We start from the raw sequence: 26,383 nt of genomic DNA on the forward strand, positions 1-26,383 counted from the left end.
TCAGGGGCGCAATGCCCCTGATTTTTCACTGCCCTGAAATGCGGGTGTTGTCGTCGCTTAGTGTGATTTTTGTCACTTTTTTGTGCAACGTAATAGCTATTTTCATCAGATTGTTTTTATACTGCTCCGCACTTTACCTGAACAAAAATAATGAGTGCCTATCATGATCGACTCCCGCTTGCCCCTCACCGATATTCACCGTCATCTGGACGGCAACATCCGCGCGCAAACCATTCTTGAACTAGGCCGTCAGTTCAATCTGGCCCTGCCCGCCAACGAGTTGGCTACCCTGCTTCCCCATGTGCAAATCACCCATACCGAACCCGACTTGATGAGCTTCCTGCAAAAGCTGGACTGGGGTGTGGCGGTGCTGGGCGATCTGGATGCCTGCCGTCGCGTTGCCTATGAAAATGTGGAAGATGCAGCAAACGCTGGGTTGCACTACGCCGAACTGCGTTTCTCCCCATACTACATGGCGATGAAGCACCAGCTACCGGTGGCTGGAGTGGTGGAAGCGGTGATTGACGGCATTCGTTCTGGTTGTCGCGATCGCGATATTGACGTGCGCCTGATTGGCATTATGAGCCGCACCTTCGGCGAAGCGGCCTGCCTGCAAGAGCTGGACGCCTTGTTGGCCCACCGCGATGGTATTACTGCATTGGATCTGGCTGGTGATGAGCTGGGCTTCCCTGGCAGCCTGTTCCTCAACCATTTCAACCGTGCCCGTGACGCTGGCCTGCGCATTACCGTTCATGCTGGTGAAGCCGCTGGCCCGGAAAGTATCTGGCAGGCGATCCGTGAGTTGGGTGCAGAGCGCATCGGCCATGGGGTTAAAGCGGTAGAAGATCCGGCACTGATGGATCACCTGGCGCAGCATGCCATCGGCATTGAATCGTGCCTGACCTCGAATATTCAAACCAGCACCGTAGCTTCGTTGGCACAACATCCGCTGGCCACCTTCCTGCGCCATGGCGTGGTAGCCTCAATCAATACCGACGATCCGGCCGTGCAGGGCATCGAGATTGAGCACGAATACCGCGTGGCAGCGCCGCAGGCCGGATTAACCCCGCAAGAGATCCGCACCGCACAGGAAAATGGCCTGAAGATGGCTTTCCTCACCGAGCAGGAAAAACAGGCGCTACGCGCAAAAGTGCTGGGCTAAGGCAATATCCAGGCTCTGTGGCCTTATCGGCCACTGAGCCTGTTGCTCAGGACTTAATACCATTTAAGTGTAAGAACTCGCTAATCGCCTCTTTCACTTCCTTAGGGACTTCAATCATCGGGTGATGGCCTACGCCGGCTAAGGTCAGCAGCGATGCATTTTCAATAGCGCTCACTATTTCGCAGCTCAGTTCAACCGGGGTTGCCGTATCCTGTTCACCACAGATAACCAACGTAGGTACCTTAATCTGAGGAAGTAATTCCCGCACATCGCCCCGGCTAATAACAGCGGCGTCAAGAGCCAGTACCAATCCGGCCCGATCGTGTGCCAGCATCACGGCCCTTTCGTGGATCACCTCAGCAGGATTACTCGACAACCACGCTTCGCCATTGATTTGATGCTGAATAGCGCTAGTTAGCAACGGCGGAAACGCTGGCAAGCCAGCTGATTATTCCGGCCTTGTCACGCTTTAACGCCCGTTTTCCCGATATCACGCTGGAAATCCTGACTGGCGTCAATACCGTCTCAATCACTCGCCACGATGCCGACCTCGCACTCCGTCTGGTACGCCCGGAACAGAATTCGCTTAAAATACGCCGGGTGGGCAGAATGGCATCGGCAGTCTATGGTTCAGAAGCCTACCTACGGCAGCATCCAGCAATCGATCACCTGCCGCTGGACGGAAGAGGTTTTATTACCTGGGATAGATCTTATAACCAGTTGCCGTCAGCAAAGTGGCTTATCAGCACCTACCCGAATGCCCCTGCCACACTGATAATAACCAGCGTCGCTTCACAGATTGCTGCGGTAAAAGCCAATCTAGGTCTGGCGGTTTTACCCTGTTTTATCGCTTCGCAAAGCAGCGAGATGGTTGAGGTCATCCCGACAGAACAGGTATTTGCTGAAGATCTGTGGTTGGTCAGCCATGCCGATTTGACAGCATCGACTCGTATCCGGGCCGTGGCTGATTTTTTAGTTGAGATTATCAATGAAGCGCAGTTGGTATAAATTGCGACAGGCACCGATGTATATACCATCAGTGCCTAAGTTGATTAGACATTTGAGGGCTGATAGGGCAGCACCACCCGGTGACTTTCCTCAATCAGGGCTACAATCTCCGTTCGTGGCCCTGCCAACCAGGCTTGGCTGTGGTAGAAATCCCGCAATACCTGTTCCATTTCCGCCATGCCGTCAAACCGCCGCAGCAGGTAATAGGCATCGGGATCGTGAAGCGAAACACCGTACTCAAGCACGGTGATCCCTGCGGCGCTATGCAGCGGTACGCTATCATGCTGCATGATGTGGTGAAAACGCTCGCCACTGCCCGCTTGTAAACGGTATTGCAAAATCTCGACAACTCTGGTCATGCTGCATCCCTGTTTTTATTTAGTTACGGCAACTTCGCGCTGCTGGGCTGTTTTACGTGCATAGCGCTGTGCCAGCACCGCACATACCATCAATTGTACCTGATGGAATATCATCAAGGGTAATACCATCGCGCCAACGGCTGCGGCCGGAAATAACACGTTGGCCATCGGAATGCCGTTGGCCAGGCTCTTTTTCGAACCGCAAAACACGATAGTGATCTCATCGGCAGTGTCAAAACCCAGCCAACGTGCAGCATAGGTGTTGATCATCAGCACCACTGCCAACAGCACCAGCGACATCACCAGGATCGTCAGCAGCGACCAGCCGTCTATGGTGTGCCAAATCCCCTCAACCACCGCCGCGCTGAACGCGGTATAAACCACCAGCAGGATCGAGGAACGATCGGTGAGGTTAATCAGTTTGCGATGGCGATCGATCCATTTGCCAATCAGCGGACGCGCCAGATGGCCAATAACAAACGGCACCATCAGTTGCAGAATAATCGCACCGATGGCATGCAACACGTCAGTATTGCCTCCTTGCGTATGCATCAATGCTCCCACCAACAGTGGAGACAGGAATACCCCAAGAATGCTGGATGCCGAAGCGCTGCAGATCGCCGCCGCCACGTTTCCTCCGGCTGCGGAGGTGAAAGCAATTGCCGATTGCACCGTGGCAGGCAGAGCACACAGATAGAGGAAACCCAGATACACGGTGGGCGTCATTAAGCCCGGCACCAGCAGGTTCATCGACAGCCCTATCAGCGGGAAGAGCGCAAAGGTACTGAGAAACACCACCAGATGCAGCTTCCAGTGACTCATGCCGGCAACTATCGCCTCACGGGAAAGTTTCGCCCCATGCATGAAGAACAACAGGGCGATCGCGGCGGTGGTTAAATGTTCGAAGAAGGTCTGCCAAATCCCTTCACAGGGTAGCAAGGAGGCCAATAGCACCACCATCAGCAGCACCAGTAAAAACTTGTCGATACGTAGACGTTGTAACCAGGACATCCTGCACAATTCCTTGCTATTTAATGCGTAACCAAGGGTTCAGGGGGCGCTCTGAACCCTACTGTTATAATTGATATTAACTGACCGGCAGCGCTTTTTGCTGTTTGGCCGACTCAATGCCCAGCTCGATCATTTCCATGACCTGTATCGCCTCGCTGGCCGGAACCGGGTTGGTACCGGCACCGGAAATCGCGTCGCGAATGGCGGCGTAATAGGCCGGGTAATTGCCCGGAATGGTCAACAGCGGCTGTTCCGCCAGCATGCCGTCACGTGACAACGTCACTACTCCGTCGCGCATATCGTAACCCCAGTCGGCCTGCGGCAAACGCTCACCGGCTTTCAGGCGGTCTTCCTGCGGATCCAGACCATATTTGATAAAGCTGCCCTGTGTGCCGTGCACAATGTAACGTGCAGTTTCTGCTGCGGCCAGCACCGTGCCGTGCAGCACCACACGCCGCTGACCGTAATTGAGCACCGCATGGAAATAATCTACCGATTGTGAACCCGGGCGTAGCTCGCCGAGATCGACAAACAGCGTCTGGGGCTTGCCAAACAGCTGCAACGCCTGGTCGATCAGATGCGGCCCCAGATCGTACCAGATACCACTGCCAGCTCCGCCTTGCTCACGCCAGCGTTGGCGGACCTCCGGGCGGAAACGATCGAAATGGGATTCAAAATAGACCACTTCCCCTAAAGCGCCATCTTTCAGCAAGGCTTTCAAGGTCAGGAAATCGCTGTCCCAGCGGCGGTTGTGGAATACCGAAAGCAGTTGTCCACTCTGCTCTGCCTGCTGTTGTAACTGCTGCGCTTGTGACAGTGTCACGGTAAACGGTTTGTCCACCACCACATGTTTGCCCGCCGCCATCGCCTGTTGTGCCAATGGGAAGTGGGTATCGTTCGGCGTTGGAATGACAATCAGGTCAATCGAGGGGTCGTTGAACAGGGCCTGCGGGTCGCTGACCACCGTCATCATCGGCCAGTCGGCGTGGACTTTACCGGCGTCGCTGCTGGAAACTGCGGCCAACTCCATGCCAGGGGTTCCTGCGATCAGCGGAGCATGAAAGGTCTTGCTGGCGTAACCATAGCCCACCAGACCAACGCGGATTGTTTCAGACATCTTGTTTCCTCATACAGGGCGATATATGCATCAATTCCAGGCTGTTGAAATGCTACGTCCTTGTAAGTTGCGGCGAGAAACCCGCTCCTGAGTGTTGCCGCGAGAAAAAGATGAAGTAGCGATTGATTCGATTTGACACCATGATGCGGGCTGGAACAAGAGCTAAATGCAGATTGATAACAAACTGGCAGTATGGCTAAGTGGGCATGGCATGCGGTAAATCGGGCGCAGCATGCGACGCCCCCAACAACGGTCGTATCCTCAGGCCGATTAACTGGATGCGGCAACCAATGGCCGATCCCGGGAATGGTTTACCGGGTAGTTGATCTCCAGGCTACGGCGGCGAAAATCGCTGGGGCTGACGCCAACCCGCTTGCGAAACACTCGGGAAAAATAGAGTTGATCGTCATAGCCCACTACCCGGCCAATAGTAGCAATCGACTCCTGGGTGGTTTGCAGCAGCAGTTTGGCGCGGATCACCCGCTGATCTTCACGCCAGCGCAGGATATTTATCCCGACCTGGTCACGGAACAGATGCGCCAGCCGCGAAGGCGAAAGACAAACGTGACGGGCTACTTCATCGATACGCAACTCTCCTGCCAGATTGCCGGTAATAAACTGGCAGGCCTCAATCACCCGCGGGTCCATAATCTTTTGTGGGCTGAGGGGATCTTCCTCCATCGCGCGCAACAATAAGCGTTCCAGCAGGTTCATGCCAATCTCTTCGGCAAAACGGCGGCCGGAGCGTTGGGTCTGCTCAATGTTGGCAAACAGACGATCAAACTCGGTCAGCAACTGGTTGTTGGGCAACGTCAGACGCCCCACCTGATGCGCCTTGCTGTGCCATTCCAACCAGTCGGCCCAATAGGCCCGCGGGCGAAAATAAACCCAGCGGTGATACCAGCAGTCACTATCCGGTGATCGGCCATAGTTATGCGCCGCCTTGGGTGGAAACAGCAGCAGATCGCCGGGGTTACAGTAAAGCGTCTCCTCACCGTCAAACACCTTGCCCTGGCCTTTAATGGTCAGATTGAGGATGTAACCCTTCATGCCGCCGGGGCGATCGATAAAGAAATCCAGCGGCCCGTCCGCCATAATCGGCGTCAGCCCGGCAACCAGGTAGGCGTTAAAGGTGTAACCCGGCAACAACGGGTTCGGTTGGGGTTCCTGAACCATGCGATGATACATCTGGCCTCCAAAAGTGTCGTGTCTCTATCCCAAAACTTGGCAAGATGAGTGGTCAGTTCCCCTCATCCTAACCCTCTCCCAGAGGGAGAGGGAACCGATCGAGTTCATTGATTTTTCTGTGTAATACCTGCCTTTCCTCTTACTACCTACTTACCGAAGCTGCACGGGCCAACCACGCGCTCCGTGCAGCTCCCTCTCCTTTGGGGAGAGGGTTGGGGTGAGGGGGAAATAGAGATTGCTCAATAAACGGCAAAACACTATCCACCTATAGCAAGTTTACCCATTCGGCAAAATGCTGCTCATAGCAATAGCAAAATTGTGATGGGTCTTCACGCCCTGCTCTTCGCTTGTTGCTTGTAGCGGTCGAAAATCACCGCGGCCAGCAGGATCACGCCGCGCACCACATACTGCGAGAACGGCGAGATATTCAGCAGGTTCATGGCGTTCTCTACCGTGCCCAGGATCAGGATCCCGGCGATAACGTAGGAAATTTTGCCAATGCCCCCTTTGAGCGAAACGCCCCCCAGCACGCAGGCAGAGATCACGATCAGCTCATAGCCGATTGAAGTCATCGGCTGGCCGCTGGTCATTCGCGAAGCCAAAATAATTCCCGCAGCGGCTGATACCAGCCCGGAGAGGACAAAGATGATGATCTTGGTGCGCACCACCGGCACCCCGGCCAGACGAGCCGCTTCCTCGTTGCCCCCGATAGCCAGAGTATTGCGGCCAAAAGTGGTTTTATTGAGCAGAAAACCAAACAGGATCAGACAGCCAATGGTGATCCAAATCGGTGCAGGCAACCCCCACCAGTTGGCGTAGCCGAGCGCGAAGAAACGCTCGTCTTCGATCCCCACCGCTTTCCCATCGGAAATGATATAGGCCAGGCCGCGGAAGATCTGCATGGTGGCCAAGGTGGTGATCAGCGCGTTAATCTTCAGCCGGGCGATCACAAAACCATTGATCAGCCCAGAGAGCACCCCCAACAGCAAACCGGCAGCCACGCCGATCCACAGGCTCTCGGTCATGTTGATGACCACCGCAGCGGTGACACCGGCACAGGCGATAACCGACGCCACCGACAGATCAAAATCACCTGAGGCCAGGCAGAACAACATGCCGCACGCCACCATGCCGGACATGGAGATCGCCAGCCCCAGACCCTTCATATTGATAAAGCTGCCAAAATTCGGCACAAACGCGACGCAGGCGACAAACAGCACGGCGAATACCACCAACATGCCATAGCTGTCCCAGATACGCGCCAACCCAAGGCCGCCGCGGTTTTTCACAGAATTGGTTGTCATGCTCGACATCTCTTGCTCCTTCACAATCAGGCCATCGCCGCTGCAATATCGGGGGTACGTAACATCGCCAGACTGAGGGCTTTTTCCTCAGTGGCATCGCTATGGGTCAATTCGCCAGAGATCGCCCCTTCACGCATCACGATGATGCGATCCGCCAACCCCAGCACTTCGGGTAAATCGCTGGAGGCGAACAGCACCGCAATGCCCTGCTGCGCCAGCTGATAAATCACGTGGTAAATTTCGTGTTTTGCGCCAACGTCAATGCCGCGTGTCGGCTCATCCAGCAGGATCACCTTCATCTCTTCCGACAGCCAGCGGCCCAGGATCGCCTTCTGTTGGTTGCCACCGGAAAGGTTCATGATCAACTGTTCGGCGGTGGGGGTTTTGATATTCAGCGCGCGGATATGGTGATCGGCATTGCTGGTTTCCCAGGCGTTATCGATCAGGCAACCCGCCTTGATGCTTTTGCGACGCGCGCTGATGTTGATATTGTCACGCACCGAGTGCACCGCAATGATGCCATCGGCCTTACGATCTTCCGGACACAACATCACTCCCGCACGGATAGCGTCGATCGGTGAACGCACATCGAGCCGCTTGCCATCCAGCATCAATTGGCCCGCACTTACCCGCGTAGCGCCAAAAATCCCTTTCATCAGTTCGCTGCGCCCTGCGCCCACCAGACCAAACAGGCCAACAATTTCTCCAGCGCGTACGTTAAGGCTGATAGGCGTTTTCACCCCGGCGGCCTGCAAATCGGTAAGCTGCAACCGCACTTCTCCCAGCTCCCGTGGCTGATAGCCATAAACATCGCCGAGATCGCGGCCCACCATCGCCTGCACCAGCACTTCATTATTCACCTGCTGCATATCGTCGAAGGTGCGCACATAGCGGCCATCCTTAAACACGGTAATGGCATCACTCAGCGCAAAGATTTCCTCCATTCGATGTGAGACATACAGGATCACTCGCCCTTCGGCCCGCAGTTCGCGGATCACCCGGAACAGTTGTTCAATTTCACGCGCCGACAGCGAACTGGTCGGCTCATCAAACGCAATCACTTTGGCATTACGCGCCAGAGCCTTGGCAATCTCCACCATCTGCCACTGGCCAATCGACAGATACTTCAACGGGGTATCCGGATCGATGTCCAACCCGAGGTGTTCGAGCTGTAAGCGGGACTCATAACGCAGCAGTTTGCGATCCACCAGACCATGTTTGGTCGGCAACTGGCCCAGGTAGATGTTCTCTGCCACGGTCATTTCCGGCACCAGATGCAGTTCCTGGTAGATAATCGCCACCCCGGCGTTCAACGCGTCGGTGGTATTGGCAAACTGTACCGCTTGCCCCTGGAGGTGGATCTCCCCTTTGCTTGGGGCGTAATTGCCGCTGAGGATTTTCAGCAGCGTCGATTTCCCGGCGCCGTTTTCCCCCATCAGCGCGTGGATCTGCCCGGCCTGACAGCTGAAACTGATATCATCCAGCGCTTTGACGCCAGGGAAGCTTTTACCGATGCCTTTGAAAGCCAGATAGGGCGTGACGGCAGTCATAGTGCTTTCCTCAATGCTGTGCGATAAATGGCCGCCCGTTTGATGCAGGCGGCACGTTCCTTACATCAGACCTTTTTTCTGCAGTTCGACCTGGAAGTTGTCGCGGGTGATCAGCACCACGTCGGTCACTTCGGTAAATTTCTCTGGTTCTACGCCTTTCTCTACCCAGTCATGCAGCATCTGAATGCTCTTGTAGCCATGAATATCCGGGCTTGGCAGCAATGAGCCGTAGAAGCCTGTAGCCTGTTTCTTGGAAAGCTCGCTTACCGCATCAACGCCGTTGATACCAATGCCGATCACGTTAGGCGCTTTAAAGCCCTGGCCTTCAGTGGCACGCACGCCGCCCAGCACGGTGTTGTCGTTCATCCCGACGATCAGCCAGTTTTTCACTTCAGGATGCTGCACCAACATCGAGTTGGCGGCATCGAACGCCCCTGGGATATCGTTGGATTTGGTCGGAACCTGGTAGATCTGCTGTTCTGGGAAACCCGCGGTTTTCAATGCGTCCATAGAGCCACCGGTACGGCGGCGTGCAGTGTCCAGTTCATCGGAGGTGATCGCCATGACGCCGGTCTCTGCCACTTTCCAGCCACGCTTGTTCATCTCTTTCCACAGCTCTGCACCTTGGCGTTCACCTATTTTGGTGGCCGCCATCATCACTAGCGGCACGCTCTCCATCGGCTTGCCTTTGGCGTTAACAAACTGGTCGTCAACCGCGATCACTTTCAGATCGTAGCTGCGCGCCTTGGCGACAATCGCCGAGCCTAGCTTCGGGTCTGGGGTGCAGATGACAAACCCCTTGGCCCCGCTGGCCGCCAGGCTGTCGATGGCATTGAGGGTTTTCTCGCCGTCCGGTACGGCGATCTTGATCACTTCAAACCCCAGGTCTTTACCCGCTTTGTCGGCAAATTTCCATTCGGTCTGGAACCAGGGCTCTTCTGGCTGTTTAACTAAAAAACCCAGTTTCATGGTCTCTGCGACAGCCGAATGTGACATAACCGCCGTCAGACCGATCACTGCCAACGCCTTAGTGAATTTATGCATGGTACTCTCCGCTGTTTTGCTTTCATCGGCAGAAAAACCGGGCCACCGTGAAAACGTTATCATTATGAGATCCTGTCACGACAATGGCCTTACATCTCGCTTATTGCCGTCGACTCAGGTAAGACGCAAACAGTTTTAGCCGGTATTTGTCAGTTAAATGTAGAGCGCTATCACATCCCGAGATAACAGCAGATATATGCATATATTTAGCAAATTTAACCAAGTGGTAACTTTTGACCCCCATCACAAAATCACTGTAGCAAGCAGAAAAGTGCATACTTCCAGCCAATGACTCCTCACCGGTCTCCCTGTCCCGCTCCTATCGTTAACCTCAATCAAACAAATAAGGAGTCCGCATCATGACGGCAGGTGCTATTGCCCTGGGATTAGACTTCGGCAGCGATTCAGTGCGGGTACTGGCTGTCGACTGCCAAAACGGCAACGAACTGGATACCGAGGTGGTCTACTACCCTCGCTGGCAGCGTGGCGACTTTTGTAACGCCGCGCAGAACCAGTTCCGCCACCATCCACTCGACTATATCGAAGCCATGGAGCAGGCCGTCGTCGCCGTGGTGCAACGCATGAGCCAGGAACAGCGGCAGGCCGTGGTCGGGATTGGGGTAGATTCCACCGGTTCCACTCCCGCCCCGATTGATGAACACGGCGACGTGTTGGCGTTGCGGCCGGAGTTTGCCAGCAATCCCAACGCCATGTTTGTACTGTGGAAAGACCACACCGCCATCGAGGAAGCCGAGGCGATTAACCAGCTGTGCCGCCGTGGCGATTTCCCCGACTATTCACGCTATATCGGCGGCGTTTACTCCTCTGAGTGGTTCTGGGCCAAAATCTTGCACGTTTCACGCCAGGATGAGGCGGTACGCCACGCCGCCGCCTCTTGGGTTGAGCTGTGCGACTGGGTACCGGCGCTGCTTTCTGGCACGACCGCGCCGGATCGGTTAAAGCGCGGGCGTTGCAGCGTTGGGCATAAAACGCTGTGGCATCCAGACTGGGACGGTTTACCGCCCAAAGCCTTCTTTGCGGCTCTGGACCCATTGCTGGTGGAAGATCTGCCCTATCCGCTGTTCACCGGCTCCTACACTGCCGATCTGCCGGTGGGAACGCTGACCAAAGAGTGGGCCGCACGGCTTGGGCTGTCAGAAAACGTGGTGCTGTCCGGGGGCGCCTTTGACTGCCATATGGGGGCCGTGGGGGCCGGTGCGCAGCCTTATACGCTGGTGAAGGTGATTGGCACGTCAACCTGCGACATCCTGATCGCCGATCGTGAACGCGTGGGCGATCGCGCCATCAGCGGCATCTGCGGCCAGGTGGACGGCAGCGTAGTGCCGCAAACCATCGGCATGGAGGCCGGGCAATCCGCTTTTGGCGATATGTACGCCTGGTTCAGCCGCCTGCTGAGCTGGCCACTGCGTGAAGCCGCCAAGACGCAACCGCAACTCCAGACACAGCTGCAACAAATCGAGCATGACATGCTGGCCGCCCTGACCGCCGGCTGGGCCAAAAACCCGTCGCTAGACCATCTGCCCGTAGTATTGGACTGGTTCAATGGCCGCCGCACCCCCTACGCCAACCAGCGTCTTAAAGGGGTGATCACCGATCTCAACCTTGGTACCGATGCGCCCACGCTGTTTGGTGGCTTTATTGCCGCAACCGCTTTTGGCGCTCGCGCCATCATGGAGTGCTTCGAACAGCAGGACATTCCCGTCGATAACGTGCTGGCTTTGGGCGGCATTGCCCGCAAGTCACCGGTGATTATGCAGGTTTGTGCCGATGTGATGGATCGCCCGCTACAGATTGTCGCCTCCGACCAATGCTGCGCGCTGGGTGCGGCCATCTTCGCCGCCGTGGCCGCCGGACATTTCAGTGACGTTCCGCAGGCTCAGCGGCATATGGCTTGCAGCATTGAACGAACTTTGCAGCCCGATCCTGCAAACGTCGTTCGCTACCAACAACTTTATGAACGCTATCAACAATGGTGCCAAGCCGCAGAGCCGCGCTTTGCCGCAACCCCCAAAAATTAATACGCCGGGGCAGACCCTCTCGGCTCAATAAAACCTCTAGATCCAGGAGTTTTTGATGAACATCTTTAAGCAACGTGAAGTGTGGTTCGTGATCGGCAGCCAGCATCTTTATGGCCCAAAAACCCTGCAACAGGTGATGGAAAATGCCGAGCAGGTCGTGAACAGCCTGAACCGTGACGCAGGTTTACCGGTGAAGATGGTGCTGAAACCGCTGGTCACCACGCCGGACGAAATCACCACCGTCTGCCGTGATGCCAACTATCACCAGGACTGTGTCGGCATCATCACCTGGCTACACACCTTCTCACCGGCCAAAATGTGGATTGCCGGCCTGTCGATCCTCGATAAACCGCTGCTCCAGTTCCATACCCAATTTAATGCCGAAGTTCCGTGGGACAGCATGGATATGGACTTTATGAACCTGAACCAGACCGCCCACGGTGGCCGTGAGTTCGGGTTTATCGGTGCTCGTATGCGCCAGCAGCACAGCGTGATCGCGGGCCACTGGCAAGACAAAAATGCCCAGGAGCGTATCGCTCAATGGATGCGTGTTGCCTGCGCCAAACAGGAAAGCCAGCAGCTGAAGGTGGCGCGTTTTGGTGACAACATGCGCCAGGTTGCCGTGACCGATGGCGATAAAGTGGCCGCGCAGATCCAGTTTGGTTATTCCGTGGATGCTTATGGCATCGGTGATTTGGTCAGCGTGATCGACGAAGTGAGCAAGGGCGATATCGATACCCTGATCGAAGAGTACGAAGCCAGCTATGAGCTGAGCGACGTGGCTAAAGTTAACGGCGCCAAACGGCAGAATCTGATCGATGCCGCCGCTATCGAACTGGGCATGAAGCGCTTTCTTGAACAGGGCAAGTTCCACGCCTTCACCACCAACTTTGAAACGCTGCACGGCATGAAGCAGTTGCCAGGGTTGGCCGTACAGCGCCTGATGCAGCAAGGCTACGGCTTTGCCGGTGAGGGCGACTGGAAAACCGCGGCCCTGCTGCGCATTATGAAAGTGATGGGCAGCGGCTTAAACGGCGGCACCTCGTTTATGGAGGATTACACCTACAACTTCCAGCCGGGCAACGATCTGGTGGTGGGGTCCCATATGCTGGAAGTCTGCCCTTCCATCGCCAAAGAGCACAAGCCACTGCTGGATATTCAATATCTGGGCATCGGTGGCAAGGCCGATCCGGCCCGCCTGATCTTCTCTACCCCGGCCGGCCCGGCGGTGAATGCCAGCCTGATCGATATGGGCGATCGTTTCCGCCTGCTGGTCAATCAGGTTGATGCCATTGAGCAGCCTAAACCCTTGCCTAAGCTGCCGGTGGCGCGGGCGATCTGGCGTGCTCAACCTTCGCTGGCTACGGCGGCGGAAGCCTGGATCCTGGCAGGCGGCGCGCACCACACGGTGTTCTCGCAGTCACTGAACGCCGACTACCTGCGCCTGTATGCCGAGATGCACAACATCGAATTCCTGCTGATCGATAACGACACTACCCTGCCAGCGTTCAAGAACGAAATCCGCTGGAATGAAACCTACTACCAAATCAACCGCCGCTAAACGCGTCTGCAAAAACTGCAACCGGTTTCAGAAACCGGTTGCAAACCCATTCCAACTCGACCTAAACTAGACTCAATATTTAACGTATAGAGAGAGGATAGTTATGTCTGCTTTCCCGAAAGAGTTCCTCTGGGGCGCGGCCAGCGCGGCGTATCAGGTTGAAGGCGCGCACGATGCCGACGGCAAAGGCCCATCCATCTGGGATACCTTCTCCCACCTGCCTGGTACCACTTACCAAGGCACGAACGGCGACGTTGCCGTCGATCACTATCACCGCTTCCGTGAGGACGTAGCGCTGATGGCCGAAATGGGGATGCAGAGCTACCGGTTCTCTATCTCCTGGCCGCGCCTGCTGCCACAGGGCCGGGGTACCATCAATGAGGCCGGGGTCAAATTCTACAGCGATCTGATCGATGCCCTGTTGGAACACAACATTGAGCCGATGATCACCCTGTACCACTGGGATCTGCCACAGGCATTGCAAGATGAAGGCGGTTGGGAAGCGCGTAGCACCGCAGAGGCTTTTGAAGAGTATGCCCGCCTGTGTTACCAGCGTTACGGCGATCGCGTCAAACTGTGGTCTACCTTCAATGAAACCGTGTGCTTTATCGGCTTCGGTTACATCACTGGTGGCCACCCACCGGGCGTACAGAATCCGGCGCGCGCGATCCAAGCCTGCCACCACGTCTTTGTGGCCCACGCAAAAGCGGTGGCTGCATTCCGCTCCAGCGGCATTGCCGGCCAAATCGGCTTCGTCAACGTGTTGCAAACCCATACCCCGCTCAGCCAATCTGCGGAAGATCTGGCGGCCTATCAGTTGGCCGAAGGGATCTTTACCCACTGGCTGTACGATCCGGTGCTGAAAGGGGAATATCCGGCTGAACTGCTGGCGCAGACTCAAGCTCTGTGGGGCGTACCGCAATTCGCACCTGGTGATGAGCAACTGCTGCGCGACAATATCTGTGACTTTATTGGCCTGAACTATTACAAACGTGAAACTATCGCGGCCAATAATCAAGAGTCGCATCTGACCATCAACACCACCGGTGAGAAAGGCAGCGGCCACCAGCAGGGCAACGAATTCGGCTTTAAGGGGCTGTTCAAGTTCGTCCGCAATCCGAATGGCGTGTATACCGATTGGGACTGGGAGATTTATCCACAGGGCCTCACCGAAGGCATCATGAATATCAAGGCGCGTTACGGCGATATTCCTATCTACATCACCGAGAACGGTCTCGGAGCCAAAGATCCGATTATCGATGGTGAGGTGGTGGATGACGATCGCATCGACTATCTGCGCCAGCACATTGGTGCCATTGAAGACGCCATCAAACAGGGTGCCGACGTGCGTGGCTATTACCCATGGTCGTTTATCGATCTGCTGAGCTGGCTCAACGGCTTCCAGAAGCAGTACGGGTTTATCTACGTTGACCACAACAAGGATCTGGCACGCCAGCGTAAGAAGAGCTTCTTCTGGTACCAGAAACTGATCGCCAGCAACGGTGCGGAACGTTAACAGCCGCCAAGTGGGCGCAGCATGCAGCGCCCCTACAATGAGCACCGGTTGAGGTTGGTAAACTCTGTCATGCCAGTCAGCGCAATCTGACTGGCATTTTGTCGTTGGTGCCGCCTTCTCCTCGCGCATTGACTCATATTTGAGTAAGCTATGCCGCTTACTTTGTTGGAATACCACTCAGGATCTCGTATGACCCAAGCTGAATATTCGCGCATTGGCGGTTGGCTGCTAGCCCCGATGGCCTATCTGATCGTTACCCTGCTCAGCGCCAGCCTGATGTTGGCCCTGTACGGTATGGCCATTTTTATGCCGGAATCACGCGAGTATCTGAGCACCAATGCTCAGGCTTTCTCCACGCAGTGGTATCTATCGGTACTTACCACGCTAGTGATGTGGTGCTTTACGCTGTACCTGCTGTGGCTGTTCTGCCAGCGTTCACAACGTTTTCCAAAGCTGTTCCTGGTCTGGCTGCTGATCACCGTGCTATTGGCGATCAAGGCATTCGCCTTTGCCCCCGTGCCCGATGAGCTGGCAGTGCGTAGCCTGTTATGGCCGTTGGTGATGGCTGCCCTGCTGGTGCCCTATTTTAAGCGTTCCCTGCGCGTGAAAGGCACCTTCATCGAGAAGTAACCGCGGCAAAGCACGATTTGATCGCCCTGCCGGATAAATTTTCAGCAAAACGGGCAAAAAAGCGCTATACCCTTGCGATTAGTATGTTGTCGTTACGCCGCCGATTACCGATAATAGGCGGCTTTTATTTTTTTAGGCATTGCAATGACCGAATACCTGCTCTTGTTTGTTGGCACCGTACTGGTGAACAACTTTGTCCTGGTGAAATTCCTGGGCCTGTGCCCCTTTATGGGCGTTTCCAAGAAACTGGAAAGTGCCATCGGCATGGGCATGGCAACCACATTCGTGATGACGCTGGCCTCGGTCTGCGCTTGGCTAATCAACAGCTTTATCCTGATCCCGCTGGATCTGGTCTATCTGCGTACGCTGTCCTTTATTCTGGTGATCGCCGTGGTGGTGCAATTCACCGAAATGGTGGTGCGCAAAACCAGCCCGGCGCTGTATCGCCTGCTGGGGATTTTCCTGCCGTTGATCACCACCAACTGCGCCGTGTTAGGTGTGGCGTTGCTCAACGTCAACCTTGGCTACAACTTCCTGCAGTCTGCGGTTTATGGCTTTAGCGCCGCCGCAGGCTTCTCATTGGTGATGGTGCTGTTTGCCGCCATCCGTGAACGCCTGGCGGTAGCCGATGTGCCCGCGCCGTTTCGCGGCTCCTCCATCGCCTTGATCACCGCTGGCCTGATGTCTCTGGCCTTTATGGGCTTTACCGGGCTGGTGAGATTCTAATGACTGCGTTGTGGATTGCGGTGGCGGCATTAAGCGCTCTGGGGCTGCTGTTTGGCCTGGTGCTGGGCTTTGCCGCGCGCCGTTTTGAAGTGGAAGAAGATCCGGTTGCCGAACAGATCGACGATATTCTGCCGCAGAGCCAATGTGGCCAATGCGGTTATCCCGGCTGCCGCCCCTATGCCGAAGCGGTTGCCAATGGCGAGATGATCAACAAATGCGCCCCGGGTGGCGAGCAGGTGATGCTCAAGCTGGCCGAATTGCTGAACGTCGAGCCACAACCGCTGGACGGCGGAGCTGCCGTGGCTGAACCGGTACGTAAGGTCGCCTTTATTGACGAAGCCAACTGCATCGGCTGCACCAAGTGCATTCAGGCCTGCCCGGTGGACGCCATCGTTGGCGCCACCCGCGCCATGCACACGGTCATTACCGATCTCTGTACCGGCTGTGATCTGTGCGTTGCACCCTGCCCAACCGACTGTATTGAAATGAAACCGGTCGCCACTACGACCGCCAGCTGGAAATGGGATATGCAAACCATTCCAGTGCAAGTGATCCCCGTGGAGCAACATGTTTAATCTGTTCGCCGCTTTGAAAAAAGATCGGATTTGGGATTTTGACGGTGGCATTCATCCACCCGAAATGAAGACCCAGTCCAGCGGTGTGCCACTGCGCGTGGCTCCCCTGCCTGATATTTTTATCGTCCCCTTGCAACAGCATCTGGGGCCAGAAGGCGAGCTGTGTGTCAAAGCCGGTGACCGCGTACTGAAAGGCCAACCGCTGACCTTTGGCCGTGGCCGCACCTTGCCGGTACATGCGCCAACCTCCGGCACCATCCGCGCCATTGAGCCTCACGTTACCGCCCACCCTTCAGGGCTGGCGGAACTGTGCGTGATTATCGATCCAGACGGTGAAGATCGCTGGTGCGAACTGACGCCGGTCGCCGATTACCGCCAACTGGATGCGGTAGAGCTGATCCAACGTATTCATCAGGCCGGGATTGCCGGTCTGGGGGGCGCAGGTTTCCCAACGGCCAGTAAGCTGCAAGGCGGCCGCGAAGAGGTGGAAACCCTGATCCTCAACGCTGCGGAATGCGAACCCTACATCACCGCCGACGATCGGCTGATGCAGGAACAGGCCGCTCAGATTATCGAAGGCACCCAGATCCTGCGACACCTGTTACAACCCAAGGTGACGCTGATCGGCATCGAAGATAACAAGCCGGAAGCCATCGCCGCTCTGAAAGCCGCTTTGCGCGGGCAGGATGGGATCGCCCTGCGGGTGATCCCCACCAAATACCCTTCCGGCGGTGCCAAGCAGTTAACCAAAATTCTGACGGGCAAAGAAGTGCCTCACGGCAAGCGTTCGTCCACCATCGGCGTGCTGATGCAAAACGTGGGCACCGCCTTTGCCATCAAGCGGGCGATTGTCGATGGCGAGCCGTTGATTGAACGCGTCGTCACCTTAACCGGTGAGGCCATGAGCCGACCTGGCAACGTCTGGGCGCGCCTCGGCACGCCAGTGCAACACCTGCTGGCCTTTGGCGGCTATCGTCCGCAATCCCAGCAGATGGTGGTGATGGGCGGCCCGCTGATGGGCTTTACGCTGCCAACGTTAGACGTGCCGATCGTCAAAATCAGCAACTGCTTGCTGGCCCCGACGGTTGACGAAATGGCCGTACAAGAACCAGAGCAGTCCTGTATCCGCTGTGGGTTGTGCGTTGATGCCTGCCCTGCCGGACTGTTACCGCAGCAGCTTTACTGGTTCAGCCGTGGCGAAGAGCACGAGAAGGCGCGTAAGCACAACCTGTTCGACTGTATCGAATGTGGTGCCTGTGCCTACGTCTGCCCCAGCAATATTCCGCTGGTGCAATATTATCGCCAAGAAAAGGCTGAGATTAACGCGTTGGATCAGGAAGCGGCACGTACCGCCGAAGCCAAAGCACGTTATGAAGCTAAGCTGGCCCGCTTGGAGCGTGAGAAACTGGCGCGCGAAGAGCGTCATAAAAAGGCTGCGGTGAAACTGACCGACAGCGATCAGGATGCCGTTCAAGCGGCGCTGGCTCGCGTGCGCAGTAAAAACAGTGAGGCTGCTGGCATTGCTATCACCGGCCAGGAGCCGGATAACAGCGCCGCCATTGCTGCCCGCGAAGCACGTAAGGCACAGGCCAGAGCGCGCAAGCTTGAGCAGGCAAACGAAATGCCTACGGCAGCAGCGGTGCAACAGGAAGACCCACGTAAAGCGGCCGTGGCTGCGGCGTTGGCACGTGTAAAAGCCAAGAAAGCGGCACAGGCGCAAGACGCCGAGAGCGTGGCGGAAACTGTAGCTTCAGAGGATCCGCGCAAGGCTGCGGTAGCGGCGGCATTGGCCCGAGTGAAGGCGAAAAAGGCGGCGCAGCAGGCTGAACTTTCACAACCGCAAGTTGACGAGGAAACCATCCCTACGGCTGAACCCGAGGATCCGCGCAAAGCTGCCGTTGCCGCCGCGCTTGCCCGAGTCAAGGCCAAAAAGGCCGCGCAACAAGCTGAGCTTTCGCAACCGCAAGTTGACGAGGAAACCATCCCTACGACTGAACTCGAGGATCCGCGCAAGGCTGCCGTTGCCGCCGCGCTGGCCCGAGTCAAGGCCAAAAAGGCCGCACAACGGCTAGCTACGGTAGATAAAGAGTAAGCGGTATGGGGTCTTGCCGAACGCAAGGCCCCACTTAATCGATAGAAATCAGGTAGGTGTAATTGACATCGATCTGCCGCAGTTTGGCATCCTGATTCCACGCCTTGGCTTCGATCATCTCCATCTCTACGCTCCCGCGCACTTCGTTGCGCAGCCCTGGCACCACGTTTGAGATCAGGTAAGAGATAAATTTCACGCACTCTTTGGCCGTCCCCTGGTGGGTGATCGCGATGTACTCGCGCGTTGGCAAACGAATATCCTCAATCTTATGACCAGAAAGAATGTCCTTCTTGAATTCCGGTTCCACCGCCATGGTATGCGTGACCGAACACTCGCCGTCGCCGCGCTCATGAGCTGAATGGATACTGAAAACCTTGTGACATTCCGTATTCAGCCCTTTGAAGAAGTCGTTAAGAATTTCCCCCTTCATGGCAAGGCAAGAAGAAACCTCCATCTCTTGTACAGTATCAAACTCCAACTGCCGAGAGAACCCGACCAGATGCGTATCCGGCATCGTCAACCGTTGTATCGCCGGATAAAAACCGGCCTCATACACGGCTGCGAAGTCGAAGCGCGGCATCAGGCTCTTCACGTCCCATTTATCCATGGTACGGTAGCGGTTTGGCGTAATGCCAAAACGTTGCTTAAACATCCGGGTAAAGGTCTGCTGTGAATCAAAGCCCAATTCGTCGGAGATATCGATAATCGTACGGTTGCTGATGCGCAGCGCGACCGCCGCACGGGTAAGAATGCGTGAACGAATATAAGTGGCGAGCTGGATACCGGTGATACGCTTGAACTTACGCTGCAGGTGCCACTTGGAGTAGCCGGAGATGCGGGCAACTTCATCCAGATTCGGCCGTGTCTCCAGATGAATTTCGACCCATTCAATCAGCTCTTCAATAAATAAAATATCTTCATTAGTCATTATTAGTTGTTCGCTACTTCAAAAATGCTCAGGATGGTAACCTACGTTAATTATATGAAAATTGTTATTCCGTGCGCAAAGCAGTCCAAAAAATAGCAGGTCGATCAGCAGTATGACAACCCATACTGCACGTTTTACATCCAACCTGGCTTTTTCTCGCGGCAAAAGCCGAATATCCTTATGATTAGCACGTATTACCCGACATATGATTGAGGTAGAATGCAGCGCTGTAATTTCCCCCGGTGCCCGCACCGTGAATGCACTGATTAACATGGCAAAGAAATGGTAGTGATTCTATGAAGTTCAGGCCGGTACAACAGGCAGCCCCCAAAGGCTTACACATCGCCAGCTCTCCGTTTACCCATAACCAGCAAAGCACTAGCCGTATCATGCTTTGGGTGATGCTGGCCTGTATTCCCGGCATGGCCGCACAGCTGTGGTTTTTTGGCTATGGCAATCTTATTCAGACCGCGCTGGCGATGGTGACCGCTCTAGGGGCCGAAGCCGCCATTCTTGCGCTACGTAAACAGCCGGTCAAGGCACGGCTGGCTGACAATTCTGCCCTGCTCACTGCGCTGCTCCTGGGCATTAGCCTACCACCGCTGGCTCCCTGGTGGATGATCGTTATCGGCACCTTTTTCGCCATTGTCATCGCCAAACAGCTGTACGGTGGACTGGGGCAAAACCCCTTCAACCCAGCCATGGTGGGTTACGTGGTGCTGTTAATCTCCTTCCCGGTACAAATGACCAGTTGGTTACCGCCGGAAGAACTTCGCGCTACCGCCCTGACCTTGCCGGATACCTTGCTGACTATTTTCAGCGGCCATACCGCTCAGGGAGCAACCTTGCACCAATTGCAGATGGGCGTTGATGGTATCAGCCAGGCAACGCCACTGGACGGTTTTAAGACCGGCCTGCGCAGCGGCCATTCGGTGGAACAGGTGCTGCAGCAACCGCTGTTCGGCGGCACGTTGGCAGGTATCGGCTGGCAATGGATCAACCTGGGCTTCCTGCTCGGCGGCCTGTTTATGCTGGGCCGTAAACTGATCCACTGGCAAATCCCGTTCAGCATGTTGGCCGTCATTGCCCTATGCTCAGGATTAGCCTGGACGTTAGATCCTGCCCATCAGGCTTCCCCGCTGATCCACCTGTTTTCCGGGGCCACTATGCTCGGGGCTTTCTTTATTGCCACCGATCCGGTCAGTGCCTCTACCACGCCTAAAGGGCGATTGATATACGGCGCCCTGGTTGGCTTGCTGGTCTGGCTGATCCGCGTGTATGGCGGTTATCCAGACGGGGTAGCCTTTGCCGTACTGCTGGCCAACATTACCGTGCCTTTAATCGATCACTACACGCAGCCACGCGTGTATGGCCACCGTTGAGGAGTCAAGATGCTTAATTCCATGAGAAAGCATGGCACCACACTGGCCGTATTCGCCGCAGTTACCACCGGCCTGACCGCCGTGGTGTACCAGTTAACCAAAACTACCATTGCCCATCAGGCGGCGTTGCAACAGAAAGCGCTGCTGGATCAGGTCGTGCCACCGGAGCATTATGACAACGATATGCAGAGCGAATGCCTGCTGGTCAGCGATCCGGCGTTAGGCAACGGCGCACCTCACCATCTGTATCTGGCACGCAAGAATGGCCAACTGGTGGCTGCCGCGTTGGAAACAACCGCTCCCGACGGTTATTCTGGGGCGATCCAACTGCTGGTCGGGGCCGATTTTAACGGCACAGTGCTGGGAACCCGCGTGATAGAACATCACGAAACGCCTGGGTTGGGCGACAAAATCGAATTACGTATCACCGACTGGATCACCTTCTTCAGCGGTAAAAAGATCGACGGACCAGATGATAAACGTTGGGCAGTGAAGAAAGACGGCGGCATGTTTGATCAGTTCACCGGTGCTACTATCACCCCGCGAGCCGTAGTCAACGCCGTACGCCGTACAGCGTTGTTTATGGAGACGCTGCCGCCTAAACTGGATACCTTGCCTGCCTGCGGAGCCAGCGAATGAGTGAAGCCAAAGAGTTAATCGTCCAGGGGTTGTGGAAAAACAACTCCGCGTTAGTGCAATTATTGGGGCTGTGCCCGCTGCTGGCGGTGACGTCGACTGCCACCAACGCCTTGGGGCTTGGGTTGGCCACTACGCTGGTGCTGACCATTACCAACGGTTCCATTTCCGCTCTGCGCCGTTGGATCCCGAGCGAGGTCCGCATTCCGATTTATGTGATGATCATTGCTGCCGCGGTGAGTATCGTACAGATGCTGATCAACGCCTACGCTTTCGGCCTGTATCAGTCGTTAGGGATTTTTATCCCGCTGATCGTCACCAACTGCATCGTGGTGGGCCGGGCTGAAGCAGTAGCGGCGCGAAAACCGGTAGGACTGGCATTGATCGACGGTATGGCCATCGGGCTCGGCGCCACCAGTGCCATGTTTGTGCTGGGCTCGCTTCGCGAGATGGTGGGTAATGGTACGCTATTTGATGGTGCTGACCTGCTGCTGGGCGGTTGGGCCAAGGTGTTGCGCATCGAGATTGTCCATTTCGACACCCCTTTCCTGCTGGCCATGCTGCCACCGGGTGCCTTTATCGGCCTGGGCTTGATGCTGGCAGCCAAATATCTGATTGACGAAAAAATGAAGGCGCGTAAAGCCAGGGCTTTGGCAGTTGAACCTAACATGGAACAGGGACACATAGAGAAAGCGCTATGAATAAAGAGAAACGCCTGGAAATCCTGACCCGCTTGCGGGATAACGACCCACACCCGACCACCGAGCTGGTGTATACCACCCCTTTTGAACTGTTGATTTCCGTGCTGCTCTCCGCTCAGGCAACCGATGTCAGCGTTAACAAGGCCACGGCCAGGCTCTACCCGGTTGCCAACACGCCGGCAGCCATACTGGCGTTGGGGGTAGACGGCGTCAAAGAGTACATCAAAACCATCGGCCTGTTTAACAGTAAAGCCGAGAACGTGATTAAAACCTGCCGTATCCTGCTGGAAAAGCATGACGGTGAAGTGCCGGAAGATCGTGCCGCACTGGAAGCCCTGCCCGGCGTGGGGCGTAAAACGGCCAATGTGGTATTGAACACGGCCTTCGGTTGGCCAACCATTGCCGTTGATACCCATATCTTCCGCGTCTGTAACCGCACCCACTTCGCCCCAGGGAAAAACGTGGAGCAGGTGGAGGAAAAGCTGCTGAAAGTGGTTCCTGCCGAGTTTAAAGTCGACTGCCATCACTGGTTTATCCTGCATGGTCGCTATACCTGTATCGCCCGTAAACCGCGCTGTGGTTCATGCATTATCGAAGACCTGTGCGAGTTTAAAGAGAAGGTCTATCCGCTTGATTGAGCCAGCCGGGCACGACGATCCGTGTCCGCTGCTCTTCCTGCCGGTTTTTATCAAAAATGTGACTTCAGGCAGCATTAACCTTGGTGCAATCTGGAATTTCGCCACAAACTCGCTGTTTCAGATATTTTCAACCCTAAAATCAGTCAAAAATTATGGTGTACCTCACGCCTTGACGATCACATCTCATTTACAAACCCCACCACCGATCCTTCTATTTTCTAAAGTTTCATATATTCCATGTTATGCACAACAAACCAAGCCATAAACAGTTATGGGCATTGGTATGGACTGGATATGACACAAATAGCAGAAGATATAACTAAATTATTTCAGGATAGCTTTTAAGCAAAACAAAAACTCGGCAAATTTAATAATGGCAAACGTTAATACTGCATAACATTTGCAACATAGTTACATGACGTGGTTAATGATATATGTAACAGAACATGTCGAAAAGCTTGCCTCGTTGACAAAGATAGTGAACATTAACCGCCGGCATTCATCCTATAACAATGCAGAAGGGTGCAGCCCTGCACCACATTCTGCAATTTCCCGTCCTGACAATACGGGTAGTGAAAAAACCAGAGGTACCAGTGTCAACTGCAAACAACAATTCTTCGGATAACATTAGCCTTAACGCGTTTAAGCAACCTAAGGCCTTCTACCTGATCTTCTCGATTGAACTCTGGGAACGTTTCGGCTACTACGGTCTGCAAGGCATCATGGCGGTCTACCTGGTCAAGATGCTGGGCCTGAGTGAAGCCGACTCGATTACGCTGTTCTCCTCATTCAGCGCGCTGGTGTACGGTTTCGTGGCCATTGGTGGCTGGTTGGGGGATAAAGTTCTTGGCTCCAAGCGGGTGATCGTGTTGGGGGCCATCGTACTGGCCGCCGGTTACGCCATGGTGGCCTATTCTGGTCATGATATCTTCTGGGTTTATCTGGGCATGGCCACCATCGCCGTCGGTAGCGGTCTGTTTAAAGCCAACCCTTCTTCCCTGCTGTCTACCTGCTATGAGAAAGACGATCCGCGTTTGGACGGTGCATTTACCATGTACTATATGTCCGTCAACATCGGCTCATTCTTCTCCATGCTGGCAACGCCGTGGTTGGCTGCCAAATATGGCTGGAGCGTCGCCTTCTCACTGAGCGTGGTGGGTATGTTGATCACCCTGGTCAACTTTATGATGTGCCACCGCTGGGTGAAGCAATACGGTTCAAAACCTGACTTTAAGCCCCTACAGGTCAAAAAACTGCTGATGGTGATCGTTGGCGTGGTAGCACTGATCGCGGTTTCCAGCTGGTTGCTGCACAACCAGATAATCGCACGCTGGGCACTGGCTATCATCTCTGTGGGTATCGTCATCGTGTTCGCCAAGGAAACCTTCGCCTTACACGGCGCCGCTCGTCGTAAAATGATCGTGGCCTTCCTGCTGATGCTCGAAGCGGTGGTATTCTTCGTGTTGTACAGCCAGATGCCAACCTCACTGAACTTCTTTGCTATCCACAACGTTGAGCACAATATTCTGGGGCTCGCTTTTGAGCCGGAGCAGTATCAGGCACTGAACCCGTTCTGGATCATGATGGCCAGCCCTATTCTCGCCGCGCTGTATAACAAGATGGGCGATCGTCTGCCCATGCCGCACAAGTTTGCCTTCGGCATGATCCTGTGTTCCGGGGCGTTCCTGGTGCTGCCGTGGGGCGCAACCTTCGCCAATGACCAGGGCATAGTGTCCGTTAACTGGCTAATCTTGAGTTATGCGCTGCAGAGTATCGGTGAGTTGATGATCTCGGGTCTGGGCCTGGCCATGGTCGCCCAGTTGGTACCACAGCGCCTGATGGGCTTTATCATGGGCTCATGGTTCCTGACCACCGCCGCCGCCGCGCTGATCGCCGGTAAGGTTGCGGGTCTGACCGCCGTCCCAAGCGACATCAACGATGCGCATGCTTCTTTGGCTATCTATAGTCACGTGTTTATGCAGATTGGTATCGCCACGGCGGTGATCGCCGTGCTGATGATGCTGACCGCACCGAAGCTGTACCGCATGACGCTGGATACCGCAGAAGATACGGCAGCAAAAGCGAAAGCTGCTGCTCTCTAATCTCTGCTGTAACCTGACCTCAAAAACGCCGGAGCCTAGCTTCGGCGTTTTTTTATGATGCACAGAAAAATTGCGAAACGCCTCCCTATCTAAACAATCGAGTGCATTCAACAACGTGGGTATTGAGTAGACTGCAGATGGGTGCTCTGGATCTTTCCGTCTGGAGCATTGAGTAAAGGATGGAAAGAGAAAAGCCCCGGACCGATTTACATCAATCCGAGGCCGATCTCACTCCCAAACAAGGTGAGATTATCCTCTAAAATTCCCGAAATCAAGGGACAAGGAGGTTAAGAATGCCGCAAAAACTGCTGGTTTTATGCCTGACCATTATCTGTGTGACGCTGATCGCAGTCACCTGGATAACACATGATTCACTGTGTGAATTACGCGTCATGCAAGGAACAACAGAAATTGCCGCCATTCTGTCTTGCCTGAAACAGCGGTAAGGCGATCCCACGGATGGGGTTCGCCCCATCCGTAACTTGCTGGGAGGCGATCCGTGAGCACCCTTTACATATCAAGATTCACGGCTGCGATTAAATCCGGTTTAACCTGTGGGTAATGGATCAAGTCGTGAATACGTACCGGCTCTGCGCTGGCATTATGATACGCATGTGGGCAATCCGCCTGGAAACGCATGGCTTCGCCGCTGGCAAGGGTATGCCACTCGCCGTTAATCGCCAATTCCAGTTGGCCACTGATAACAATGACATGTTCAATCACCCCCGGCTCATGAGCCGAGGATTCACTGAGCGCACCAGGGGCTAAATCGATGACAAACATATCAAAACCCAGTTGGCGGTCGAATGGGAACAGCGGCACCACACGCATGTCCACATTGTCTTGATTGAAGATTGGCAACTCGCCATAACGATGCAACATAGCCGCCGGTTGCAGCGGCGCCGTTTCCAGAAAGACAGAGAACGCCACGTTAAACCCGGTAGCAATTTTCCATAAGGTCGCCACCGTTGGGCTGGATTCGCCCCGTTCGATCTGCCCCAGCATCGCCTTGCTGACGCCCGTATTTTCGGCAGCCTGATTAAGGCTCCAACCGCGTTGCGTGCGTAATGACTTCAGCGTTTGCGCCAAATGACTGGCAAGATCCTGCATAGCT

General features: G+C 55.2%; 24 protein-coding genes and 1 pseudogene. 15 read left to right on the forward strand and 10 right to left on the reverse strand.

Annotated elements, in window-relative coordinates:
* The first annotated feature begins 163 nt into the window (after nt 1–163).
* The gene (gene add / locus ABIE29_RS09660; RefSeq protein WP_429618302.1) at nt 164–1,162 is read left to right on the forward strand and encodes an adenosine deaminase; all 999 of its coding nucleotides are present in this window, start codon (nt 164–166) and stop codon (nt 1,160–1,162) included.
* A gap of 46 nt (nt 1,163–1,208) precedes the next feature.
* On the opposite strand, the gene ABIE29_RS09665 is transcribed toward add, so the two are convergent.
* On the reverse strand, nt 1,209–1,538 hold the full coding sequence (locus ABIE29_RS09665) for an alpha/beta fold hydrolase (RefSeq protein ID WP_429618304.1): 330 nt from the start codon (nt 1,536–1,538) through the stop codon (nt 1,209–1,211).
* Nucleotides 1,539–1,588: 50 nt separating this feature from the next.
* On the opposite strand from ABIE29_RS09665, the pseudogene ABIE29_RS09670 reads away from it, so the two are divergent.
* A pseudogene (locus ABIE29_RS09670) lies at nt 1,589–2,170 on the forward strand (LysR substrate-binding domain-containing protein); the annotation flags it as partial.
* A gap of 44 nt (nt 2,171–2,214) precedes the next feature.
* On the opposite strand, the gene ABIE29_RS09675 reads toward ABIE29_RS09670, so the two are convergent.
* The 7 genes from ABIE29_RS09675 to ABIE29_RS09705 form a co-directional block, all read right to left on the reverse strand.
* Nucleotides 2,215–2,529, reverse strand: a complete 315-nt coding sequence (locus ABIE29_RS09675) for an NIPSNAP family protein (protein WP_429618306.1) — start codon at nt 2,527–2,529, stop codon at nt 2,215–2,217.
* Between the two features lie 15 nt (nt 2,530–2,544).
* Nucleotides 2,545–3,540 carry a bile acid:sodium symporter family protein gene (locus ABIE29_RS09680; RefSeq protein WP_429618307.1) on the reverse strand — a complete coding sequence of 332 codons (996 nt, stop codon included), beginning with the start codon at nt 3,538–3,540 and terminating at the stop codon, nt 2,545–2,547.
* Nucleotides 3,541–3,616: 76 nt separating this feature from the next.
* A complete protein-coding gene (locus ABIE29_RS09685; protein WP_429618309.1) occupies nt 3,617–4,657 on the reverse strand; it encodes an oxidoreductase in 1,041 nt (346 codons plus the stop codon).
* A 270-nt stretch (nt 4,658–4,927) separates the two neighbouring features.
* Entirely contained in the window at nt 4,928–5,845 is a 918-nt protein-coding gene (araC, locus tag ABIE29_RS09690; RefSeq protein WP_429618310.1) for an arabinose operon transcriptional regulator AraC, read from the reverse strand.
* Nucleotides 5,846–6,174: 329 nt separating this feature from the next.
* The gene (araH, locus tag ABIE29_RS09695; RefSeq protein ID WP_021178049.1) at nt 6,175–7,158 is read right to left on the reverse strand and encodes an L-arabinose ABC transporter permease AraH; all 984 of its coding nucleotides are present in this window, start codon (nt 7,156–7,158) and stop codon (nt 6,175–6,177) included.
* Between the two features lie 17 nt (nt 7,159–7,175).
* Entirely contained in the window at nt 7,176–8,699 is a 1,524-nt protein-coding gene (araG, locus tag ABIE29_RS09700) for an L-arabinose ABC transporter ATP-binding protein AraG (RefSeq protein ID WP_429618312.1), read from the reverse strand.
* Between the two features lie 60 nt (nt 8,700–8,759).
* On the reverse strand, nt 8,760–9,743 hold the full coding sequence (locus ABIE29_RS09705) for an arabinose ABC transporter substrate-binding protein (RefSeq protein WP_429618313.1): 984 nt from the start codon (nt 9,741–9,743) through the stop codon (nt 8,760–8,762).
* 359 nt (nt 9,744–10,102) lie between these two features.
* Here ABIE29_RS09705 and ABIE29_RS09710 point away from each other — a divergent pair, with 359 nt between their 5' ends.
* From ABIE29_RS09710 to rsxC, 7 genes are all read left to right on the forward strand, one after another.
* Complete coding sequence (locus tag ABIE29_RS09710; RefSeq protein WP_429618315.1) at nt 10,103–11,782, forward strand: ribulokinase; 1,680 nt, start codon at nt 10,103–10,105, stop codon at nt 11,780–11,782.
* Between the two features lie 55 nt (nt 11,783–11,837).
* Nucleotides 11,838–13,343, forward strand: coding sequence for an L-arabinose isomerase (araA, locus tag ABIE29_RS09715; protein WP_429618316.1), 1,506 nt, complete (start codon nt 11,838–11,840; stop codon nt 13,341–13,343).
* Nucleotides 13,344–13,446: 103 nt separating this feature from the next.
* Complete coding sequence (locus ABIE29_RS09720; protein WP_429618318.1) at nt 13,447–14,859, forward strand: glycoside hydrolase family 1 protein; 1,413 nt, start codon at nt 13,447–13,449, stop codon at nt 14,857–14,859.
* A gap of 189 nt (nt 14,860–15,048) precedes the next feature.
* Nucleotides 15,049–15,489, forward strand: a complete 441-nt coding sequence (locus tag ABIE29_RS09725; protein WP_429618319.1) for a DUF2569 domain-containing protein — start codon at nt 15,049–15,051, stop codon at nt 15,487–15,489.
* A gap of 144 nt (nt 15,490–15,633) precedes the next feature.
* Complete coding sequence (gene rsxA, locus ABIE29_RS09730) at nt 15,634–16,215, forward strand: electron transport complex subunit RsxA (protein WP_021178056.1); 582 nt, start codon at nt 15,634–15,636, stop codon at nt 16,213–16,215.
* On the forward strand, nt 16,215–16,790 hold the full coding sequence (rsxB, locus tag ABIE29_RS09735; protein ID WP_429618321.1) for an electron transport complex subunit RsxB: 576 nt from the start codon (nt 16,215–16,217) through the stop codon (nt 16,788–16,790). The genes rsxA and rsxB overlap by 1 nt, the downstream gene beginning before the upstream one ends.
* Nucleotides 16,783–18,882, forward strand: a complete 2,100-nt coding sequence (gene rsxC / locus ABIE29_RS09740) for an electron transport complex subunit RsxC (protein WP_429618323.1) — start codon at nt 16,783–16,785, stop codon at nt 18,880–18,882. Before rsxB ends, rsxC begins: the two co-directional genes overlap by 8 nt.
* 34 nt (nt 18,883–18,916) lie before the next feature.
* On the opposite strand, the gene ABIE29_RS09745 is transcribed toward rsxC, so the two are convergent.
* Nucleotides 18,917–19,810: a helix-turn-helix domain-containing protein gene (locus ABIE29_RS09745; RefSeq protein WP_429618325.1), complete on the reverse strand. Its 894-nt coding sequence runs from the start codon at nt 19,808–19,810 to the stop codon at nt 18,917–18,919.
* Between the two features lie 296 nt (nt 19,811–20,106).
* Here ABIE29_RS09745 and rsxD point away from each other — a divergent pair, with 296 nt between their 5' ends.
* From rsxD to ABIE29_RS09775, 6 genes are all read left to right on the forward strand, one after another.
* Nucleotides 20,107–21,192, forward strand: coding sequence for an electron transport complex subunit RsxD (gene rsxD, locus ABIE29_RS09750; protein ID WP_429618327.1), 1,086 nt, complete (start codon nt 20,107–20,109; stop codon nt 21,190–21,192).
* 9 nt (nt 21,193–21,201) lie between these two features.
* On the forward strand, nt 21,202–21,831 hold the full coding sequence (gene rsxG, locus ABIE29_RS09755) for an electron transport complex subunit RsxG (RefSeq protein WP_021804527.1): 630 nt from the start codon (nt 21,202–21,204) through the stop codon (nt 21,829–21,831).
* Nucleotides 21,828–22,529, forward strand: coding sequence for an electron transport complex subunit E (locus ABIE29_RS09760; protein WP_429618328.1), 702 nt, complete (start codon nt 21,828–21,830; stop codon nt 22,527–22,529). Before rsxG ends, ABIE29_RS09760 begins: the two co-directional genes overlap by 4 nt.
* On the forward strand, nt 22,526–23,167 hold the full coding sequence (gene nth / locus ABIE29_RS09765; RefSeq protein ID WP_429618330.1) for an endonuclease III: 642 nt from the start codon (nt 22,526–22,528) through the stop codon (nt 23,165–23,167). Before ABIE29_RS09760 ends, nth begins: the two co-directional genes overlap by 4 nt.
* Nucleotides 23,168–23,760: 593 nt before the next feature.
* Complete coding sequence (gene dtpA / locus ABIE29_RS09770; protein WP_429618331.1) at nt 23,761–25,269, forward strand: dipeptide/tripeptide permease DtpA; 1,509 nt, start codon at nt 23,761–23,763, stop codon at nt 25,267–25,269.
* 293 nt (nt 25,270–25,562) lie between these two features.
* Nucleotides 25,563–25,715, forward strand: a complete 153-nt coding sequence (locus ABIE29_RS09775) for a Hok/Gef family protein (protein ID WP_429618332.1) — start codon at nt 25,563–25,565, stop codon at nt 25,713–25,715.
* Between the two features lie 64 nt (nt 25,716–25,779).
* Here the strand turns inward: ABIE29_RS09775 and ABIE29_RS09780 are convergent, their stop codons facing one another.
* Nucleotides 25,780–26,379, reverse strand: a complete 600-nt coding sequence (locus tag ABIE29_RS09780) for a helix-turn-helix domain-containing protein (protein WP_429618334.1) — start codon at nt 26,377–26,379, stop codon at nt 25,780–25,782.
* Nucleotides 26,380–26,383: the final 4 nt, after the last annotated feature.

Origin of the sequence: Serratia sp. 2723, assembly GCF_050434425.1 — a bacterium.
GTDB lineage: Bacteria > Pseudomonadota > Gammaproteobacteria > Enterobacterales > Enterobacteriaceae > Chania.

What these genes read in the sequence shown, in the direction of transcription:
- add (WP_429618302.1), top strand. Translation starts at nt 164, where the DNA reads ATGATCGACTCCCGCTTGCCCCTCACCGATATTCACCGTCATCTGGAC.
- ABIE29_RS09675 (WP_429618306.1), bottom strand. Translation starts at nt 2,529, where the DNA reads ATGACCAGAGTTGTCGAGATTTTGCAATACCGTTTACAAGCGGGCAGT.
- ABIE29_RS09680 (WP_429618307.1), bottom strand. Translation starts at nt 3,540, where the DNA reads ATGTCCTGGTTACAACGTCTACGTATCGACAAGTTTTTACTGGTGCTG.
- ABIE29_RS09685 (WP_429618309.1), bottom strand. Translation starts at nt 4,657, where the DNA reads ATGTCTGAAACAATCCGCGTTGGTCTGGTGGGCTATGGTTACGCCAGC.
- araC (WP_429618310.1), bottom strand. Translation starts at nt 5,845, where the DNA reads ATGTATCATCGCATGGTTCAGGAACCCCAACCGAACCCGTTGTTGCCG.
- araH (WP_021178049.1), bottom strand. Translation starts at nt 7,158, where the DNA reads ATGTCGAGCATGACAACCAATTCTGTGAAAAACCGCGGCGGCCTTGGG.
- araG (WP_429618312.1), bottom strand. Translation starts at nt 8,699, where the DNA reads ATGACTGCCGTCACGCCCTATCTGGCTTTCAAAGGCATCGGTAAAAGC.
- ABIE29_RS09705 (WP_429618313.1), bottom strand. Translation starts at nt 9,743, where the DNA reads ATGCATAAATTCACTAAGGCGTTGGCAGTGATCGGTCTGACGGCGGTT.
- ABIE29_RS09710 (WP_429618315.1), top strand. Translation starts at nt 10,103, where the DNA reads ATGACGGCAGGTGCTATTGCCCTGGGATTAGACTTCGGCAGCGATTCA.
- araA (WP_429618316.1), top strand. Translation starts at nt 11,838, where the DNA reads ATGAACATCTTTAAGCAACGTGAAGTGTGGTTCGTGATCGGCAGCCAG.
- ABIE29_RS09720 (WP_429618318.1), top strand. Translation starts at nt 13,447, where the DNA reads ATGTCTGCTTTCCCGAAAGAGTTCCTCTGGGGCGCGGCCAGCGCGGCG.
- ABIE29_RS09725 (WP_429618319.1), top strand. Translation starts at nt 15,049, where the DNA reads ATGACCCAAGCTGAATATTCGCGCATTGGCGGTTGGCTGCTAGCCCCG.
- rsxA (WP_021178056.1), top strand. Translation starts at nt 15,634, where the DNA reads ATGACCGAATACCTGCTCTTGTTTGTTGGCACCGTACTGGTGAACAAC.
- rsxB (WP_429618321.1), top strand. Translation starts at nt 16,215, where the DNA reads ATGACTGCGTTGTGGATTGCGGTGGCGGCATTAAGCGCTCTGGGGCTG.
- rsxC (WP_429618323.1), top strand. Translation starts at nt 16,783, where the DNA reads ATGTTTAATCTGTTCGCCGCTTTGAAAAAAGATCGGATTTGGGATTTT.
- ABIE29_RS09745 (WP_429618325.1), bottom strand. Translation starts at nt 19,810, where the DNA reads ATGACTAATGAAGATATTTTATTTATTGAAGAGCTGATTGAATGGGTC.
- rsxD (WP_429618327.1), top strand. Translation starts at nt 20,107, where the DNA reads ATGAAGTTCAGGCCGGTACAACAGGCAGCCCCCAAAGGCTTACACATC.
- rsxG (WP_021804527.1), top strand. Translation starts at nt 21,202, where the DNA reads ATGCTTAATTCCATGAGAAAGCATGGCACCACACTGGCCGTATTCGCC.
- ABIE29_RS09760 (WP_429618328.1), top strand. Translation starts at nt 21,828, where the DNA reads ATGAGTGAAGCCAAAGAGTTAATCGTCCAGGGGTTGTGGAAAAACAAC.
- nth (WP_429618330.1), top strand. Translation starts at nt 22,526, where the DNA reads ATGAATAAAGAGAAACGCCTGGAAATCCTGACCCGCTTGCGGGATAAC.
- ABIE29_RS09775 (WP_429618332.1), top strand. Translation starts at nt 25,563, where the DNA reads ATGCCGCAAAAACTGCTGGTTTTATGCCTGACCATTATCTGTGTGACG.
- ABIE29_RS09780 (WP_429618334.1), bottom strand. Translation starts at nt 26,379, where the DNA reads ATGCAGGATCTTGCCAGTCATTTGGCGCAAACGCTGAAGTCATTACGC.